This is a genomic window from Streptomyces sp. Ru62 (assembly GCF_002920615.1).
Lineage (GTDB): Bacteria > Actinomycetota > Actinomycetes > Streptomycetales > Streptomycetaceae > Streptomyces.
Window position 1 is genome coordinate 55,335 of sequence record NZ_PQSU01000035.1, and the last position, 16,327, is coordinate 71,661.

At 71.1% G+C, this 16,327-nt stretch carries 19 protein-coding genes; 14 read left to right on the forward strand and 5 right to left on the reverse strand.

Annotated elements, in window-relative coordinates:
* Positions 1-278 precede the first annotated feature (278 nt).
* The 4 genes from C3492_RS35515 (at position 279) to C3492_RS35530 (ending at position 3,808) form a co-directional block, all read left to right on the forward strand.
* Complete coding sequence (locus C3492_RS35515; RefSeq protein WP_103816764.1) at positions 279-1,322, forward strand: hypothetical protein; 1,044 nt, start codon at positions 279-281, stop codon at positions 1,320-1,322.
* The gene (locus C3492_RS35520) at positions 1,322-1,531 is read left to right on the forward strand and encodes a hypothetical protein (protein ID WP_103816765.1); all 210 of its coding nucleotides are present in this window, start codon (positions 1,322-1,324) and stop codon (positions 1,529-1,531) included. Before C3492_RS35515 ends, C3492_RS35520 begins: the two co-directional genes overlap by 1 nt.
* A 199-nt stretch (positions 1,532-1,730) precedes the next feature.
* Positions 1,731-2,282, forward strand: a complete 552-nt coding sequence (locus tag C3492_RS35525) for a hypothetical protein (protein ID WP_103816766.1) — start codon at positions 1,731-1,733, stop codon at positions 2,280-2,282.
* On the forward strand, positions 2,279-3,808 hold the full coding sequence (locus C3492_RS35530) for a 3'-5' exonuclease (protein WP_103816767.1): 1,530 nt from the start codon (positions 2,279-2,281) through the stop codon (positions 3,806-3,808). Before C3492_RS35525 ends, C3492_RS35530 begins: the two co-directional genes overlap by 4 nt.
* 163 nt (positions 3,809-3,971) lie before the next feature.
* Here the strand turns inward: C3492_RS35530 and C3492_RS35535 are convergent, their stop codons facing one another.
* Positions 3,972-4,247, reverse strand: a complete 276-nt coding sequence (locus C3492_RS35535) for a hypothetical protein (protein WP_103816768.1) — start codon at positions 4,245-4,247, stop codon at positions 3,972-3,974.
* A 212-nt stretch (positions 4,248-4,459) separates the two neighbouring features.
* Between C3492_RS35535 and C3492_RS35540 the strand changes: the two genes are divergently transcribed.
* Together C3492_RS35540 and C3492_RS35545 are read left to right on the forward strand one after the other, a co-directional pair.
* Positions 4,460-5,029 carry a hypothetical protein gene (locus tag C3492_RS35540; protein WP_103816769.1) on the forward strand — a complete coding sequence of 190 codons (570 nt, stop codon included), beginning with the start codon at positions 4,460-4,462 and terminating at the stop codon, positions 5,027-5,029.
* Positions 5,026-5,898: a hypothetical protein gene (locus C3492_RS35545; protein ID WP_219822109.1), complete on the forward strand. Its 873-nt coding sequence runs from the start codon at positions 5,026-5,028 to the stop codon at positions 5,896-5,898. The genes C3492_RS35540 and C3492_RS35545 overlap by 4 nt, the downstream gene beginning before the upstream one ends.
* A 165-nt stretch (positions 5,899-6,063) precedes the next feature.
* Here the strand turns inward: C3492_RS35545 and C3492_RS35550 are convergent, their stop codons facing one another.
* On the reverse strand, positions 6,064-6,672 hold the full coding sequence (locus tag C3492_RS35550) for a hypothetical protein (protein ID WP_146075749.1): 609 nt from the start codon (positions 6,670-6,672) through the stop codon (positions 6,064-6,066).
* Positions 6,673-6,980: 308 nt separating this feature from the next.
* Here C3492_RS35550 and C3492_RS35560 point away from each other — a divergent pair, with 308 nt between their 5' ends.
* From C3492_RS35560 to C3492_RS35585, 6 genes are all read left to right on the forward strand, one after another.
* Positions 6,981-7,970, forward strand: a complete 990-nt coding sequence (locus C3492_RS35560; protein WP_258056077.1) for an ATP-dependent DNA ligase — start codon at positions 6,981-6,983, stop codon at positions 7,968-7,970.
* A 217-nt stretch (positions 7,971-8,187) separates the two neighbouring features.
* On the forward strand, positions 8,188-8,997 hold the full coding sequence (locus C3492_RS35565) for a ParA family protein (protein WP_103816773.1): 810 nt from the start codon (positions 8,188-8,190) through the stop codon (positions 8,995-8,997).
* Between the two features lie 131 nt (positions 8,998-9,128).
* On the forward strand, positions 9,129-9,461 hold the full coding sequence (locus C3492_RS44920; RefSeq protein WP_181140715.1) for a hypothetical protein: 333 nt from the start codon (positions 9,129-9,131) through the stop codon (positions 9,459-9,461).
* 142 nt (positions 9,462-9,603) lie between these two features.
* Positions 9,604-9,987: a hypothetical protein gene (locus C3492_RS35575; protein WP_103816774.1), complete on the forward strand. Its 384-nt coding sequence runs from the start codon at positions 9,604-9,606 to the stop codon at positions 9,985-9,987.
* Positions 9,987-11,207, forward strand: coding sequence for a hypothetical protein (locus tag C3492_RS35580; RefSeq protein ID WP_103816775.1), 1,221 nt, complete (start codon positions 9,987-9,989; stop codon positions 11,205-11,207). The genes C3492_RS35575 and C3492_RS35580 overlap by 1 nt, the downstream gene beginning before the upstream one ends.
* A gap of 158 nt (positions 11,208-11,365) precedes the next feature.
* A complete protein-coding gene (locus C3492_RS35585) occupies positions 11,366-12,007 on the forward strand; it encodes a hypothetical protein (protein ID WP_103816776.1) in 642 nt (213 codons plus the stop codon).
* Positions 12,008-12,123: 116 nt separating this feature from the next.
* On the opposite strand, the gene C3492_RS35590 is transcribed toward C3492_RS35585, so the two are convergent.
* Together C3492_RS35590 and C3492_RS35595 are read right to left on the reverse strand one after the other, a co-directional pair.
* Entirely contained in the window at positions 12,124-12,534 is a 411-nt protein-coding gene (locus C3492_RS35590) for a restriction endonuclease (RefSeq protein WP_103816777.1), read from the reverse strand.
* Positions 12,531-12,995 (reverse strand): hypothetical protein, encoded by a 465-nt coding sequence (locus tag C3492_RS35595; RefSeq protein ID WP_103816778.1) that lies wholly within the window; start codon positions 12,993-12,995, stop codon positions 12,531-12,533. The genes C3492_RS35590 and C3492_RS35595 overlap by 4 nt, the downstream gene beginning before the upstream one ends.
* 77 nt (positions 12,996-13,072) lie before the next feature.
* On the opposite strand from C3492_RS35595, the gene C3492_RS35600 reads away from it, so the two are divergent.
* Positions 13,073-14,311, forward strand: coding sequence for a helix-turn-helix transcriptional regulator (locus C3492_RS35600; RefSeq protein ID WP_103816779.1), 1,239 nt, complete (start codon positions 13,073-13,075; stop codon positions 14,309-14,311).
* Positions 14,308-14,850, forward strand: a complete 543-nt coding sequence (locus C3492_RS35605) for a flavoprotein (protein WP_103816780.1) — start codon at positions 14,308-14,310, stop codon at positions 14,848-14,850. The genes C3492_RS35600 and C3492_RS35605 overlap by 4 nt, the downstream gene beginning before the upstream one ends.
* Before the next feature lie 100 nt (positions 14,851-14,950).
* On the opposite strand, the gene C3492_RS35610 is transcribed toward C3492_RS35605, so the two are convergent.
* Positions 14,951-15,151 carry a hypothetical protein gene (locus C3492_RS35610; RefSeq protein ID WP_103816781.1) on the reverse strand — a complete coding sequence of 67 codons (201 nt, stop codon included), beginning with the start codon at positions 15,149-15,151 and terminating at the stop codon, positions 14,951-14,953.
* Positions 15,152-16,327: the final 1,176 nt, after the last annotated feature.

A 16,327-nucleotide genomic window follows, 5' to 3' on the forward strand; every position in this document is an offset into this window, starting at 1 on the left:
GTACGGGCGCGTCTTCGCGATTTCTCGCCTTCTTTGTCAGTGGGGGTGGGTATCGTCGTTCGTGCACGGCCACGCATAGGCCCAAGCCAGCCTCAGCCCATGACTGGGAGCGTTCTGAGGCGAAGGTGCCAGGACCAAGAAGGTCCCAGCGCATCAGTGCGACGAGAGCACCACCGGTCCGTCCCGACGGGCCTTGTCGTATGCCCGCGCAGCTCACCACGTTCTTGCTCGCGTGCATCGGGTCATGGGTAACCGCTGCACGCCGACGAGGAGAACTCGTGGTCAAGAAGCACGGAAAGAAGCAGCGCGCCAAGAAGAAGGCGCAGCGCACCGGAGCCGCCTACAGCTCCGCAGCCGCCGGCACCACTCACACCCACACCCCACTCCCCGACCTGAGCGCCCTGTCGCTCGTGCCGCACGGCAGCTGGAGGGTGCTGGATCTCGACCTCGCCGCCCGGCTGGTCGCCGCCTGCCGGGCCGGGTGCCAGTCGTGCCAGCAGACGCTGATCGCGAAGGTGGTGAAGGAGAACCGGGCGACGCTCGCCGCGCTCGCCGGGGCCGTCTACGGCGCCCTGCCCGCCGTCGGGTTCGCCGCCTCCGACCCGACCCGCCAGTGGGCGCCCGTCGCCCGCACGGCCATGCAGGCCGGGACAGGCGACGAGGCGTTCGCCGCCGTCGACGCGATGGACGATGCCGCCGCGGCTGCGCTTCTGAACGACGCGCTCGACCATTGGTCGATGGGCGACGTCGCCGTCCTGGCCGAAGCCGTCCGCACGGCCGCCGAGGACGTGCCGCGGCGCAGGCCCGCCGACCCGATGGGCGCCTTCCGGGCGGCCGGGATCGGCGTCTTCACCCTGGACGAACTGGACCTGCCCGACGGCGCCGACGCCTACCACCTGAGCGAGAACTACGGCGTGTTCGTCGGGCAGACCGCCACCCCCGACGGGCGGCCGCTGCCGATGCTCACGCTCTACCCCGAGACCGAGGGTGCCGGGATCGAGGACCTGGAGGCCCGCACCGACTGGGAGCACTGGGGTCTGCACGGCATGCCGGACGTAGACACGTCCTGGCGGCTGCGCGCGGCGATCGCCGACCGCTCCCTCCAGGGCCTGGTCCACGTCGACGACGACGGCGAGGACGACATCGAGCTGTGGCGGGCGGCGCAGGCCGTGAGCCTGCCCATGGACTGGTGGGCGCTGCTCGAACGAGCCCAGCACGTCCTGGTCGTCGGCCCCGTCAAGGAGGCCGATCAGCAGGCGCTCCAGGCCGCCGGCGACGCGGGCGAGCTGCTGGCCGTCATCGCGCGCGTGAGTTTCCGCTGATGGCCGCCCGTGCCCGCCGCGAACGGACCCTGCGCACGTACCTGCCCGGCATCGCGGACGTACGGATCTGCGGCGACGAGGCGACCGTCAAGGCCGTCCTCGAAGCCCTGGGCAGCGTCTTCCGCACCACCAGCGCCCGGGAGTACGACAACGGCCAGCGCGCCTACCTCCAGCTCGACACCGGCTGCACCGATCCCGACTCGGACTGAGCGCCCCTCACCTCCGGTCGGAACACAGGAACTTGTCCAGGCGAGAGGCACACAGCCCCGGTGCCGTTCGGCGCGCACCCCCCTGCACCACGGGAGCGCTGTCCGCGCCGGGCGGTGCCGGGGGAGCGGGGGTCTGGGGGGCGGCGAAGCCCCCCAGCAGCCACCGGTCCCAGCCCGGGCATCCCGAGGAGACCCGCAGATGCACCAGGAAGCCAATCCCCCCGCCTCGCAGGCGGAGACCTGCGCCGACGGCGTGGTCTGGCTCCGCCCCGAGTACCAGGGCCGCCAGAGCGAGCTGGTCACCCTGGCCGACGGTGCCCGGCTCGTCGGCGTCAGCCGGTCCGCGATCTCGAACTGGCAGGCACGGCACGCGAACTTCCCCGCACTCGTGCTGCTCACCGGGTCGCTGAACAAGAGGACCAAGTGGGTCGTCGCCGCCGAGCTGGTCAGCTTCGCACGTGCCCAGCAGCAGAGGAGGAATGGCCCCCGGACCGGCCGCCGGCGCCCGCAGCGCCCGGGCGCCCAGATTGCGGCGGAACAGACGGCGCACTACGAGGAGGTGCTTCGCACGTTGACTGAGCGGGAGCAGCGCCAGGTCAAGGCCCTGGCCCGCACCCGGGCCGCCAAGCGGGCGGCAGGCCAGAAGCTCACCCGGGCCCGGGCCCGGCTCACCGCCGAGATCGAGGCCGTCGCCCGGCTCGGCACCGCACAACACCATGACACGACCACCGAGAAGGAGCCCCGACCGTGACGGATACGACCACCGAGACCACGGCCGCCGACGCCGGCGCGACCGCCGCGGCGATCCCCCCGCAGGAGCCCCACGTGCCGGAGGCCCTGGGAGCCACCCGGCTCGCGCTGCTGCTGGCCGACCACACCGGCGAGCCGGTCACCCCTGAGGACGTCGCTGTCCTCATCGACCAGGAGGCGCTGGTGGCCTGCGACTCGTACAAAGGCTGGCCGATGTACTCCACGACGGCCGCGCGCGAACTCGACGTCGACCTGGTGCGGTCGGTCGTCAAGGAGCGGCTGGCGTGGGAGAAGGCGAGCCTGCCCCGGGCCGCGGCCGCCGAACGGATCGGCTGGCACTGGAGCGACCTGGTGCGGATGGGCAAGGAGGGCCGGATCACCATCGGTCGCGGAGATCGGTACCTGATCACCGACCTGGACGCGATGGCCGCTGAGGCCGACGGCGAGCAGTACGTCACCGCGCAGGTCGCGGCCACGGACGTGCTGGAGATCCGGGCGAGCGACTGGAAGTACGTCGAGGCCGCCGGGTGGATCCGGCCGGCGGACGTGTATGAGAAGGAGGTGGGGCGGCACCGTACGGTCACCGTTTCCCTCTATCGGCTGGGCGACGTCCGAGCGCTGCGGGACCTGCCCGGCGTCGACTGGGATGCCGTCCGGGGCCTGCCGAAGGGGGCGCCGTCCCCGCTGCGCGAGTACGCCAGGCTGGCCCCGACCCGGGCGGCCGCCGTCCGCGGCCTCGCCCAGTGTCTCGCCGACCGGCACGGCGTGACCGTCTGGGCCTGGAACAGCCCGTACTCCGGCCGCTGGGAGCTGGACTGGGAACGGGTCGAGGACTCGCCCACCGAGGCCACCGTGCGCCAGGAGCTGGCCGAGGACCCGGTTGCGGGCGCATACGCGGGCGAGATCGAGCTGTGCCCGGCGTGGGGTGAGATCACCCGGGAGGCGCGGCAGCTGCTGGAGCCGGACCGTGCGGTCGTGCTCGATACCGAGACCACAAAGCTTTACGGCCGCACCGTCGAGATCGCCGTGATCGACGCGGCCACCGGCAAGACGCTGATGGACACCCTGGTCAACCCCGGGGACGCCGAGATCAGTGACGGGGCTCGCTGGGTGCACGGCATCACGGACGAGATGGTTGCCGACAAGCGGCCGTTCGAGAAGGTGCTCCCCCAGCTCCGCAAAGTCACCAAGGGGCGGACGATCCTCGCCTACAACGCGGAGTTCGACCGGACCGTGGTCCTGGGCGACGTCGCCCGGGCCGGGATGAAGCCGATGCACCTGGAGCCCGTGGACAACTGGTACTGCCTGATGCAGGCGTACGCCGACTGGATCGGCTCCCGCAGGTGGCTCCGACTCGGCGGCAGCCACCGAGCCGCCGGCGACTGCGAGTCGGCCCGTCAGGTACTGATCAAGATGTCGCAGGGCCGGGGTACGGCGTTCACCCCGGCGCCGCCCGCACCGGGTGACCCGGTCAGTGGGCCGCCGCCGGGGACGATCCTGGCCGCGACCGCCGTGCCGACCACCTGACACACCGAGCGTCCGCCGGGATGCGGACACTCGACTTACAGACTGCCGGAGTCTCGTACTCCGGCAGTCTGTGTTTGGGCCCCGCCCCAGTCCAGATTGCCGCGGAGGAGCGCCGTGAGTCGGAGCGGCAGCGCGGTGAGGAGGCCCGGCCACCGACTCCGGACTAGGTGGTCTTTACGGCGGTGCAGACCCATTCGCCGGGGCTCATGTCACCGCTCAGCTTGTCCCAGTCGTGCAGCGGTCGGAAACCTTCGACGCGGACGTCCTGAGGTTCGCCGCTCAAGTGGCGGACTCTGGCCCAGCCCTTGGCTACGACTGTGGGGAGCCGGTTGGGGCGGGTCCCGTACACGGTGACACGTCGGGAGACGAAGCCGGACTTGGTCCAGGTGGCAGGGACGGAGATCTGGTACGAGTCGTATTCGGGCTGTGGGATGTCCATGCAGGTCAGGGTGACATCGGAGGGGTGGTGTGTTGGCGGGTTTCGGGGACTTCGGTGAACCCTCTTGTAACTTCGCTGTACGTACAGCATAGTTGTCCATGTCGAGAGGGAGGGCAACCCGATCAGCACCGCCGCCGCAGCCACCGAGGCCAAGGTCACCGGCGCCGCCCTCTGAACCCTCTCGCCACCGCGACACCACAAGGGAGATCGCCATGAGCTACACCACGACCAGCTACGGCACCTGGTGCAACCGCGTCAGTCCCTACTCCACCAGCCCCGACTCCGACCTCGGCGACTACATCGGCGGCGCCGACAGCGCCTGGCTGGAGCGCGTGCAGGCCTCCGGAGCCCTCGGCGAGATGGAGCACGCCTACCGGGCCGCGATCGAGGCCGCGCTGCCGCCCAGCGTCAGCCTGTGCGGTGACGAGTTCATCGGCCCCGCCTACCCGGAGGACGACGAGTTCGACGGCTACCCGACGGACGACTACGGGAGCCTGGACTTCAAGGCGATGGTGGAGGACATCAGCCTTGAGGAGATCGTCGAACGGTACGACCCGATGACGCTTGAGGAGATCGGCCGCTGGGAGATGGAGTCCAAGGCGAAGGAGCCCGCCAAGGTCGCGGCCGCGGCGATGTCCCGGGCCGGTCTGAAGCCGTACACGTACCTGCCGCACCCGGAGTCCGGCCGGCCGCAGGCCATCTACCTCAAGGGCGACGTCCGTGAGGCCCTGGCGAAGAGGCCCGGCCGCGGCAAGCGCACCGACCTGAAGGACGCCGAGTGACCCTGCGGCCCTCCCAACTGCCGAAGGTGCGACGGCAGACCTTGCGGTTCCTGAACGACCCGCAGTCCGCTCTCCGCACGGGAACCAGCCCGGACATTCAGCCCGGGCTGGACGCCCTGGCTTCCGCCCTTGAAGTGGGGGAGCTGTTCTGGGTCCAGCAGGACATGGCCGCCCTGGCGATGAGCGCCGGCGAGCAGCTCGCAGCGGCACGGTGGGCCACCGCCGACCGGCCTGCCCCCTGCGGGCTGCTGTACTGGCAGAACGGCATCGGTCACATCGACGGCTACGGCGTGCAGATCCCGGTGGAGGCCTGTGCCTGGGGACCCCATCAGGGGGAGATGATGCTGTGGCTGCTCATGTCCAGGGATCGGATGGTCAGCGAGACGAAGGCCGCCCCGTTCACGCTGGTCACTGAGGAGATCCCGCCGCTGATGCCGGTCTACGGGTCAACCCTGCCGGTCGGTGACGAGCCGGTGTCTCTGGCTGATCTCGACTCGCAGCTTCCGCAGCCGGTCGTGGCGGCTCTCGCGTCGGCGTGGCTGCTCATGCAGCAGCCGCTGCTGATCGACCGGACTCGGGAGCGTGCCGACAAGCCGACCGCCCGCGCGTACGCCCGGGATGGTCTTCCCGCGCCGGAGGTGACCGTCGTCGATCTGCGTCGCCAGTACACCCCGCAGGACCAGGACCCGGGCGATGGGGAGGGCAGCCGGCACTACCGGTACCGGTGGGTGGTGTCTGGGCACTGGCGCAACCAGGCGTACGGGCCGGAGCGGTCGCTGCGTCGGCAGACGTGGATCCCGGCTTATGTAAAGGGTCCGGATGGGGCGCCGCTGTTGTCGACGGAGAAGGTCAACGTGTGGCGTCGTTGAGGCGGCGCCTGTCCCTGAGAATGGTGGGGGCGGGCGCCGCGGTGCGCGCGTCCGTCCCGTCACGACGGGGGATGCGTGACGGGGCGGGCGTCTTGAGTTTGGCACGCCGGTTGACAACGGCGCCCGGGCGCGCGGTCAGGTCTGTCGTAGGCAGTAGCTTCTGGATCAGCTACCGCCCACGGCCCAACTGCCGTCCTGCGGCACTCCGAAGCTGAGCTTCCAGGGTTTGTGACCGGGGGCAGTGCACAGCACCCAGAGCCGGATGGGAGCGTTGCCGTGGTCCTCGCGCCAGCGCCGGTCCCCGTCCACGCCCTCGTACCAGGACGGCTTCAAGGACGGTTCGACGGCCAGCCGCCGACGGTTCCCGGGCTGAAGGGGGAACGCCGGCACCGTACGGCCCGTCTCGTCGGCTCCGTCGGTACGGGGGCGGAAACGGTACGGCCCCCAGATGATCGCTGCTCTCTGCTCGCGCGTCGGCCCGCCGGCCAGGTCGGGGGCAATGGAGCGGTCGAAATCGTCCCGCATCTCCAGTCCCACGGCGAGTTCACCGAGAGCGGCCGGGGAGTCAAACCGGACGTACAGCGCAGGGAACGGCTCTGTCTCCAACTTGATCCGGAGTTGGGGCGTCAGTTCCCTGTGCCAGCGATCCCGTTCGATCTGTGCAACAGAGGTCGCCGTGTCGTTCGCCTTGCTGGAGGCTTTCCACGCACCCCACGCGGCGAGGCCGCTGAACAACGCTGAAGCTGCGGCTATGGACGTATCCACGATGCTCATGCCGGACTCTAGCCCGAACGCCGTACCCGTCCGGCACCCTCCGGTCGCGAGGAGCCCCACGGAGGCTTAGACCGGACTCATGAGTGAAGGCAGCGGGAAGGCATACCACCCCGGTGAGATCGTTCCCGGGTCCGGGATCAATGAGTGTGACTGTGGGCAGCAGCACCAATGGAACACCGATGTGAAGGGCCACCGGTTCCCCCCGCTGAACGGCGAGTGCAGTGGCAGCGGCTGGAAGCTGAAGGCCGCCAGCCACCCCAGCTGACCGGGCGGGTCGAGAGATGGTGCTCCGCCCGCCAGTGGAACCCATGCTGGCCCAGGCCCGTGATGACCTGCCTCCGCCCTCCGCGCTCCCTGGTGACCTCGTATTCCAGCCGAAGTGGGACGGCTACAGGGCGGTCCTTTTCACTCCCTGCCCGGCACCCGGGCCTGTGCTGCTCCAGTCCCGACGGGGCAACCTGGTGCAGTCCCGGTTCCCGGATCTGGTGCGCGCGGCCTGGACCCTGCCCGACGGCCTGGTCCTCGATGGCGAGCTTCTGGTCTGGTCGGGTGGCCAGCTCTCCTTCGAGGCACTCCAGCGAAGGGCGGCCTCAAGCGGCCGGACCGCGGCCCGGCTCGCCGAGGAGATGCCAGCCCACTTCATCGTCTTCGACGCCTGCCAGATCGACGGCCAGGAGCTACTGCACACGCCCTACAGCGAGCGTCGCGCCCGCCTGGAAGCGGTGTTCAGCGAGTGCCGCCTGACCGATCCGTGGAGGCTCTGTCCCGAGACGACCGACGTCAGCCTCGCCCAGGAGTGGTTCACCGACTGGACAGAGGTCCCCGGCATTGAAGGCCTGGTGATCCGGGGCAGCCAGCAGCGGTACCTGCCCGGAGCCCGCGCGCTCATCAAGGTCCGCAGAAGGAACACGACCGAGGCCGTCGTCGGCGCCATCACCGGTACGCTGCACCGCCCCCAGACGCTCGTACTGGGCCGGTTCGATCAGGCCGCAGCCTTGCGTCCCGTCGGACGGAGTGCCCCCTTGCGCCCCGACGCCGCCCGCCAGCTGGCCGAGCAGCTGTCACCGGCCCGGCAGGGCCACCCGTGGGAGGGCGTGCGATTCACCAGCTCATGGGGCTCACGCACACCGCTCGACGTCGTACTCGTCGCCCCGGACCTCGTCGCCGAGATCGTGGTCGACACGGCTCAGGAGCGTGGGGCATGGCGACATCCCGTGCGTTTCTCCCGGCTGCGTATGGACGTCGCCCCGGCGGACGTGCCGCCCTTCGGTGCGGGTGCCGCGCCGTCCACCGAGTAGGCCGGGCGCCCGAGCCCGCCGCTGCGCAGGAGATCCACGCGATGCGAGCTGCGGTTACAGCGAGGCCCCGGTCGCCGATCCACTTGGTCTCGTGGCACGCCACGCGGTCGATAGGGGTTCGTGTACGACGCGGCGCCGGTCGACTGCCAGACTTCCGGAGTCGCGGACTTCGGGGATACCGGAGTCGCAGAGTCACTGATGCAGAAAGGAGAGGGTTATGTCGAAACGGAGCAAGCGCGTCGCCGCCGGCAACAACAAGGGCGGCACGGGCAAGTCCGGCTGGGTCGCGAACGTTGCGGCCGCGCTCGCCGACGAGGGGTGCAGAGTTCTGGTCGTCGACGTGGACCCCCAGGCGAACGTCTCGCGCAGGATGGGGCGCCCCTACCGCAAAGAGAAGCCGCTCGTCACCACGGCTGAGGTCATCAAGTCGGGCGAGGTCGGGGTGGCCGCCGACGCGATCGTGCCATGCGGGTGGGGTGGCATCTACGGCCAGCGGATCGACATCATCCCCAGCCGGTTCGACCTGGAGAACCGCATCTCCGAAGCCGCAGTGATCGGTGCCCGCGGACGCCTTGCCCGCGCACTGCAGGGCGCCGACGACGACTACGACTTCACCTTGTTCGACTGCCAGCCCTCCCTGGGGCACCTCACGCAGGTCGCGCTGGCGGCCGCACGCTGGGCCGTGGCGGTGGTGGAGCCGGAGTACGACGGCGTCGAGGGTGCCGTGCGGTTCCGGGACTTCATCGCGGACGAGATCAACCGCACCGAGATGGGCAATCCGGACCTGACCTTCGCCGGCGCCATCCCCTCTCTGGTCGACGGCCGTCTCGCAGGGCACGCCCACCATCTCAAGTCGCTGCCGGGCATCTTCGGCGCGGACAAGGTCTGGGAGCTGATCCCGGCACGGTCGGTGGTGAAGGACGCCGCAGACGAGGCCCTGCCGCTCGCGGAGCTGGGCAGCCGGGCCACCGAGATGCGGGAGGTCTACAAGACCGCCGCCCAGCGCATGATCAAGGAGTTCTCGTGACGCCGCAAAGGACGCGGTCCGTCGTCTCTTCCGACTCCGGCATAGGCGGTAAGCGCAAGCCGCTGACGCCCGAGGTCGAACCCATCCTCGGTAGCGAGGGGGAACGTCAGAGGGGATCCCGCACTCCCGAAGTGCCGGACTCCCCGACTCCCGAAGTGCCGGAGTTCGGCAGTTCCGGCGATCCGAAGTGGGTGACGCTGGAGCGCAAGGAGGCCCGCTTGCGGGCCGATCAGCTCTCCGACCTCGCTGACCTGCGGCGGCACGTGAACGCCCGCCGTCGGGACCGTTCGGAGATCATCACCGACAACACCCTGATCAGGGTCGCCGTCGACCTGCTGCTGCGGGGGTACGCCCACCGACTCCGCGGCGACACCGAAGAGGACCTGCTCCATTCCGTGCTGCCGAAGCGCCGCAGCGTCCAGGCGCAGGAAGAGGTCGGTCAGGACGTGGCCGGCAGGGAATAGTCTGGGACTTCGGGACTCCCTGAGTCTGTAATTCAGCCAACGGGTGCGGTTCGCGTCAACCGCACCCGTTCGTTGTGTCGACACAATGAAGTTCCAGTACGCTGCCGCCATTCGTTGTTCCGGCACAACGGGAGGATTCCGGGTGGACAACGTCGACATGATGGCCGAGCAGATCGCCGATCTGCTCCGGCGGGCCGACGCCGAGGGGACGGCTGCCGCTGAGCGTGTGCAACTGCTCGCCACGGCGATCGGCCTCGCGGTCGATCCCCTGCAGCAGCTCGAACTGATGATGCTCATCGCCGACACGGCGGGCCGTGCTGCACGCGACGCCGCCGGCCGCGCCCTGCGCGGTGAGGGCCGACCCGACGGCAAGGCCGCAACCTGGACGGAGATCGCCGCCGCCGCCCACCTGTCGAAGGACACCGCCTTCCGCCAGTATCACGGCGGCACCGCACTGTCGTGGTCCCCCGCGGCCCGCGGTGTACGGCAGGCCGTGCGGCGTCCCGCCCCCGGGGAGGCACGCTGATGCCGGTCGACCGGAGCCTCAAGGGGCCCGAACTGCTGCTCGCGGCCGCCGCCGAAGTGCGATCCCGAGGGGAGATCTCCGAGGCCCGCAGCCGCCAGGTGCGATGGGTCGCAGGTGAGTACGGCCGCGCCCTCGCTCATCCCGACCACCCGCTCGACATCGACACCGAGGCGGGCCCGCTGTTCCGCCGCGACGCCGTCGACGCCTACCTCGACCTCGCGGGCCGCGGTGTGCTGCGGGTGCGCCAGGCCGCCGCGCCAGCCAGCGGCGACCACTCGCGTCAGATCCGCATCGAGGTCCTGGCACTCCTGGCGAAGGCGGCCGGGGTGTACGCCGACCTGCCGCCGCAGCCCGACCCCGCCCGCAAGCAGCCTGTGCCCAAGCGAGCCCGCTCCCTGTTGCGGTCCTCCCTGGAGGAGGCCGCCGACCAGGCCGCCCTGCCCGGGCAGATCCGGATGCTCGCCATCGGCGCGATGGTCGCCGACACCGGGGCCCGCTCCGGCGAGGCCTGCGCGTGGCGGATCGACGACCTGGCCCCGTCGCTCGAAGAGGTCCGGACCGTGCGCAGGCCCCAGGGGTGGAGCGAGGCAGAGGCCTACGTCGAGCTGATCACCCTGTCAGGGCTGTCCCGGGCCGCCCTGCGTCGCTGGCTCATCGAGCGGCATGCGCTTCTGGAGCGAGTGCAGGGCTCCGCGTCGGCGCTGTGGGTGAGCCTGCACGCCAATCACCGTGCCGACCATGCCATCCCGGCCGGCACGCCCCTGGAGACGCGCGGCCTGTACCGCGCTTGGACCCGGGCCGTCGAGCAGACCAACCAGCAAATGGCCGGTGAACCCTCGTGGGTCCCCCTGCCTACCCGCATGGAACAGCTGCGCCGCGGCGTCAGCCCGAAGGCCTCACCGGCGCCCCGGCAGCCCGACGCTGAACTGGCGGTCGTCCTCCTGGACGACGTCGCCGCGTGCGGCCGCGCCCTCGCCGCGGTGCGGCGCTCCGGTGAGCCGGACACCACCGAAGAACTCGAAGCCCGGCTCGCCTGCCGCAAGGCCCTGCGGGCGGCGTGGGCCGAAGGGATCGAGCACGCGATGCAGCTGTCCGCGCTCGTCGACGCGGGCCTGACCGACACCGCCGATCTGACGGCCGCCGGGTGGGAACCCGCCCTGCTCGACGCGGTCGAGCGCGCCGCCGGGTGGGGGCGCCCCTCCAAGGCCAAAACCGTCTGACCAGCACCACACATCACCAGAGTCCCGGAGTAGCAGACTCCGGGACTCACATATTCCGGCACTCCGGGAGGCCCGGGCTGCACCCGACCCGCTGGGCCGTTCGTTGTACCCGGCGCAGGCCGGGTGACCTCGCCCGGCGGGAGGCGAGAGGAACCAGCATGACCACCATCGACCCGTGCGCCGAGCTGAAGGCACGCATCGCGGAGATCAAGGAGCGGTTCGCCGTCGAGTCGGTGGACGCCACGGTGACCGTCCGGCGTGACGACGGCCTCTACCGGCACCTGGAGGTCAACATGCCGAAGTCCTCCGCGTACTGGTGCGAGGTGATGACCTGGCCCGGCGCCCTCGCGATCACCGGGCACACCGGCAGCCACGTCTTCCGCCGCGACGACGACATGATCGCCTTCTTCCGGCAGTGCATGGTTCCTCACGGACCCGCGTGGGACGTCGACACTCGCTACTGGGCGGAGAAGGTCCAGCCTCATGGCGAACGGAACGTCCAGGCGTACGCCGAGGACCGGGTGCGGGCCTACATCAAGCAGGCCGCCGAGGAGGGCGAGGCCTCCCACCCGGGTCTGGTCGACGAGGTCGAGGAGGAGCTGTTCTCCCGCTACAGCCGCGCCGACCTGGAGACCGAGGCGGGCGCCAAGGCCGCCCTCGCCGCGTTCGAGTTCGACGGCTTCCGATTCGACACCACCGGGTGGGAGTTTACCGAGTACGACTACTGGTTCATCTACACCTGCCAGGTCATCGCCTGGACCGTGGCCCAATACGACGCGCGGGTCCCGGTCGCCGCCTGACCCCGGCCGCGACCCCGCGCGACATGGAGAAGCCCCCGGCGGCGCTCGGTGCAGGAGCAGCCGCCGGGGGCTTCATACGTCGCCCGGGCCCACGGGGGGAGGCGCCGGAGGACGGCTCAGGAGGACGCGGCGGCCGCCGCTTCGTCGGCCGGAGCGGCCGCGGACTGGAGCCGGTCCAAGCGCTCGTACAGCGCGCGGATCAGCCGGGCCCGGATGTGCACCCCGTTCAGGCTCGTGCACGGCTGCGACAGGCGGCCGTCGGCCTCTTGCAGGATCAGCTCAGCGAACAGCCGGCGGCCGTCGTTCTCGGGCAGCCGGGCCGTGCAGCGGCGCACCTCGTCGGCGACCACCCGCGCCGCCCCGGCGAGCAGGTGGCCGATCGCCGCGACGTCGTCGGCCGGCACGTCCAGCGGGGAGGACCACGCCAGCGCCGTACGCACCACCTGCTCGTGCACCTCGCGGTCGGGCGGGAGTTCCGCCGTGAGACGGCCCTGCGGGTCGTACAGGACGTGGTGGGTGCTGGTCATGACGTGGCCGCCTCCTGGTGGTCGCGGGCCAGGGCTCGCAGATGGTGGGTGAGTCGGTCGGGGTGGATCAGCGGCGGGGTGTTCTCGCGCGGCGGACTGACCCAGTGGGCCACCGGGCTGCCGTGCTGGCCGGCGGGCATCAGCAGCTGGAAGCCGTCGCTGAGGACGCGCACGCCGGGAAGACCGGCGGCCGCCTGGCCGGTGCCCGGGGGCACCAGGACGTACAGCTGGTCGCGCAGGTGGTCGGCGAGCACCGGGTAGCCGTGGCGCGGCCCCACCCGCATGGCGACTAGCGCGTCCAGGCCGCGCGATATCGGGGAGACGGCCACTGCGTCCCAGGTGCGGCCGCACGCCACCCAGCGGGTGCGGCCGTCACCGCGCACCCACTGCGCACGGAGCCGCCCGGAAGGCTGTGCGAGCCGGTGCCACGTCGAGGTGGAGGGCTTGGCGGACTTGGCCATGTCCCGACCCTACGGACGGTATACACGACATAACCCACGCGAAGTGCGTGGGTTGTCGACTCCGTCCCGGAGCGTTCATGGACCGCATCCAGTTCGGCCGCCGCGTCGCTTACTGGCGAGGACGCCGCCGCCTGTCCCAGCAGGAATTAGCCTCCCTGATGCAGCGCTCTCTGCGCTGGGTCGAGGACCTGGAGGGCGGCCGCCGCCAGGCCGACCCGAACCTGTCGGTGGTCACCGAGATCGCCTCCCGGTTGAACGTCACGGTGGACCGGCTGCTGTACGGCCCGGTCGCGCTGTGCCCGGCCGACACTGAGATCGAGGCCGTGCGTGCCGTCCTGCAGCGCCACGACGTCATCACCGGCCGCACCGACGCCGGCGACACCGAACCGATCTCCGTCGCCGCCCTGCGCCGCGCCCTCATGTACGCCCGCACCGGGTTCCAGGCCGGTCACTTCGCCAAGCTCGGCACGCAGATCCCCGCGCTCCTGGTCGACGCGACCCGGGCTGCCGAACGCCATCAGGGCGAGGATCAGCAGGAGGCGTTCCGGCTGCTGTCGCTGTCCCTGGAGCTGACCGAGGCGGCCGCCATCAAGTGGGGCGACACCGAACTGGCCGTGGTCGCCGGACACCGCGCGGTCGCGGCCGCCGAACGCTCCGAGGACCCCGTCATCATGGCCAGCGCCGCCCGGCACCTGGCGGACGCGATGACCAGCCACGGCCAGGCCAAGGCCGCCGTGGCGTTCGCCACCGCGGCCGCCGAACGCCTGCGCCCGGAGCTGCTGCGCCGCGGCTCGCTGGGGCTGAGCGTGCTCGGGATGCTTTTCCTCAAGGCCGCTCTCGCGCAGGCCGCCGTCGCCGAGGCGGACGACCATAGTCCCGACGCGGCGGCTCGGGCCGTGCCCGTGTTCCTGGACGAGGCCGACGAGTACGCCGCCCAGCTCGGGGCCGACGGCAACGAGCTGTGGACCTCGTTCGGCGCGACGAACTGCGGGCTGTACCGGGTCGCCGCCCACGTCCAGCTCTGCGCCGGCGCCGATGCCGTGGCCGTCGCCAAGGAGATCCCGGCCGCCGGGCTGGAGGCCCTGCCCCGCGAGCGGCGCGCACATCTGCTGACCGACCGGGCCCGGGCCGAGACGCAGGCCGGGATGCGCGAGGAGGCCGTCGCCACGCTGCTGGAGGCCGAGGCACTCGCCCCCGAGGAGGTCGTGTGCCGCCCCCGCACCAAGGCGCTCGTCGAGGACCTGCGGCTGCTGGGCGCGGGCAGCGCCGAGGGGCGCTTGCGCAGCCTCGCCGAGCGCTGTGGACTGCCCCGGTGACCACGAACCGCACTCTGTACGTCATCGCCTGCGCCGCGCCGCCCGCCCGGCGCCTGTCCGTGCCGATCAAGGCAGCCCAGCGGGCCGGATGGGACGTCTGCTTGATCCTCACGCCGTCCGCCCACCGGTGGCTCACCGAGGACGCCGAGGGCGAGATCGAGGCCCTGGAGCAGCTGACCGGGCACCCCGTGCGCCACCAGTACAAGCTGCCCAGCCAGCCCGATGTGCTGCCGCCGCCGGACGCGATGCTCGTCGCCCCGCTCACCAACAACACCCTGGCGAAGTGGGCGACCGCCGTCTCCGACACCCTCGCCCTCGGCCTGATCACCGAGGGCATCGCGCTCGTGCCGATCGTCGCCCTGCCCCACTTCAACGACGCCCAGGCCGCCCACCCGGCCGTCCAGCGGCACGTCGCCTTCCTGCGCGAGGCGGGCGTGACCGTTCTGCTCGGGGAGGGCGGGTTCACCCCGCACAAGCCCAAGCACGGCAACCTGGACGCCTACCCGTGGCAGGCCGCGATCGACGCCCTACCAGCCTGACCAGCAGCGACCCGCCCTGAGTCCGTAAGTGCCGGAGTCCCGTTACACCGAAGTCCCGGAGTCACAGACTTCGGGACTTCTGCTTCCTGAGCCGACCACGTCAGCCGAGGTCGTCGAAGTCGTCGGCGGGGTGCGGGGTGACGTGCTTGCAGTAGTGGCAGACCGCCCCGTCCTGGCGGTCGACGGTGGAGCCGCAGCAGCGGGGGCACTCGCCCCCTTCGAGCACCGGCCCCGTGCCGCGCGCACAGCCCGGGCACACGTGGCCGGCGGCGTCGTCGGCCCGCCAGCCCGCGGCCGCCAACAGGCGTGTGCGGCGCCGCCGGCGAGGCCACCTGGACGACGCCCGGCAGGGGAGGGCAGGGGCCGCGCACCTGTGGAACCGCTCGTCACGCCTGCCACAGAACACCGCCGAGAACACCCCTGGACGGCGCCAGGAGCGCCGATCCCGGCATGGAGGTCCCGGAGTGCCGATCAAGCCCTGAGGGCCGCACAGGGACGCTTAGGGACGCGTCGACCCCCTCTTGTGGTTGCCGCCCGTAGGGCGTCCGCTGTCTCATCGGTGGAGCCGGGGGCGCCGGTGGCGCCCCCGGCGGAGCCGATTGGGCTGTGTTGAGTCGCCCCGAAGGGGCGTCCCCTCTATGGGTTGACCTGCACGTATGCACTCAGGTCAGCCACCCACGGCGCGGGCCCGTCATCACCTCAGCCACGGCGATGCCGTCACCCCGGCACCGGCCTTCACCCAAGCGGGTGACGGGCCCGCGCCTCTCTCTTCTAACCCCTAACAGGCCCTTGCGCTCTTGACCAGTGGTGGTGGGTCGCTCCGCCCGCCTTCAACCTGCGGCCTCCATCGTGGTTGCGGCTCCGACCTGCGCTTTCAGCGTCGGGAGGTCACCTCCGGCCACGGCGGTGAGGCTGGAAGTAACGCCTGTACCGGGGGAGAAGGGGGACGCGAACGGCGGGCGCAAGGGCCTGTTAGGGGAACGGGGCAGCCGCCCACCCCGGCCTGCCCTGCGACTGAGCTTGTGGTGACCACTGGCCGGCCAGGGGCTCTCTTCGGGGAGGAGGGAACTGTCTGGCGCCGTGGCGCCATCGATCGCGGCGAAGCCGCCCTCGTGCTCGCGCGCCCACTACAGGTAGTTGGCCTACGGCGTTCAGCGGCGCATACGCGCCGCAAGGCGCACAACCCCGATCTTGGTACCGATGACCTTGGTACCGATGACCTTGGTTTCGTTTTGCGGTGTCGTTTGGGCTCCCTTGGGAGGTGTCGTTTCGGCGTCTCCGGGAGGTGTCGTTTCCGCGCCTTCGGGAGGTGTCGTTTCCGCGACCTCCGGAGGTAGCTCTAACGCAACCCTCGAAGTGACCTGCGGTTTTTCAGGTCGATGGGCGAAAACTGGGCCTGAAAAACCGTGGATCGGGCGGTGCTGGTTCAGGTCATCGGCCCTCTGGTCCCACCCGGTCACTCCCCGGCCGGCGGCAG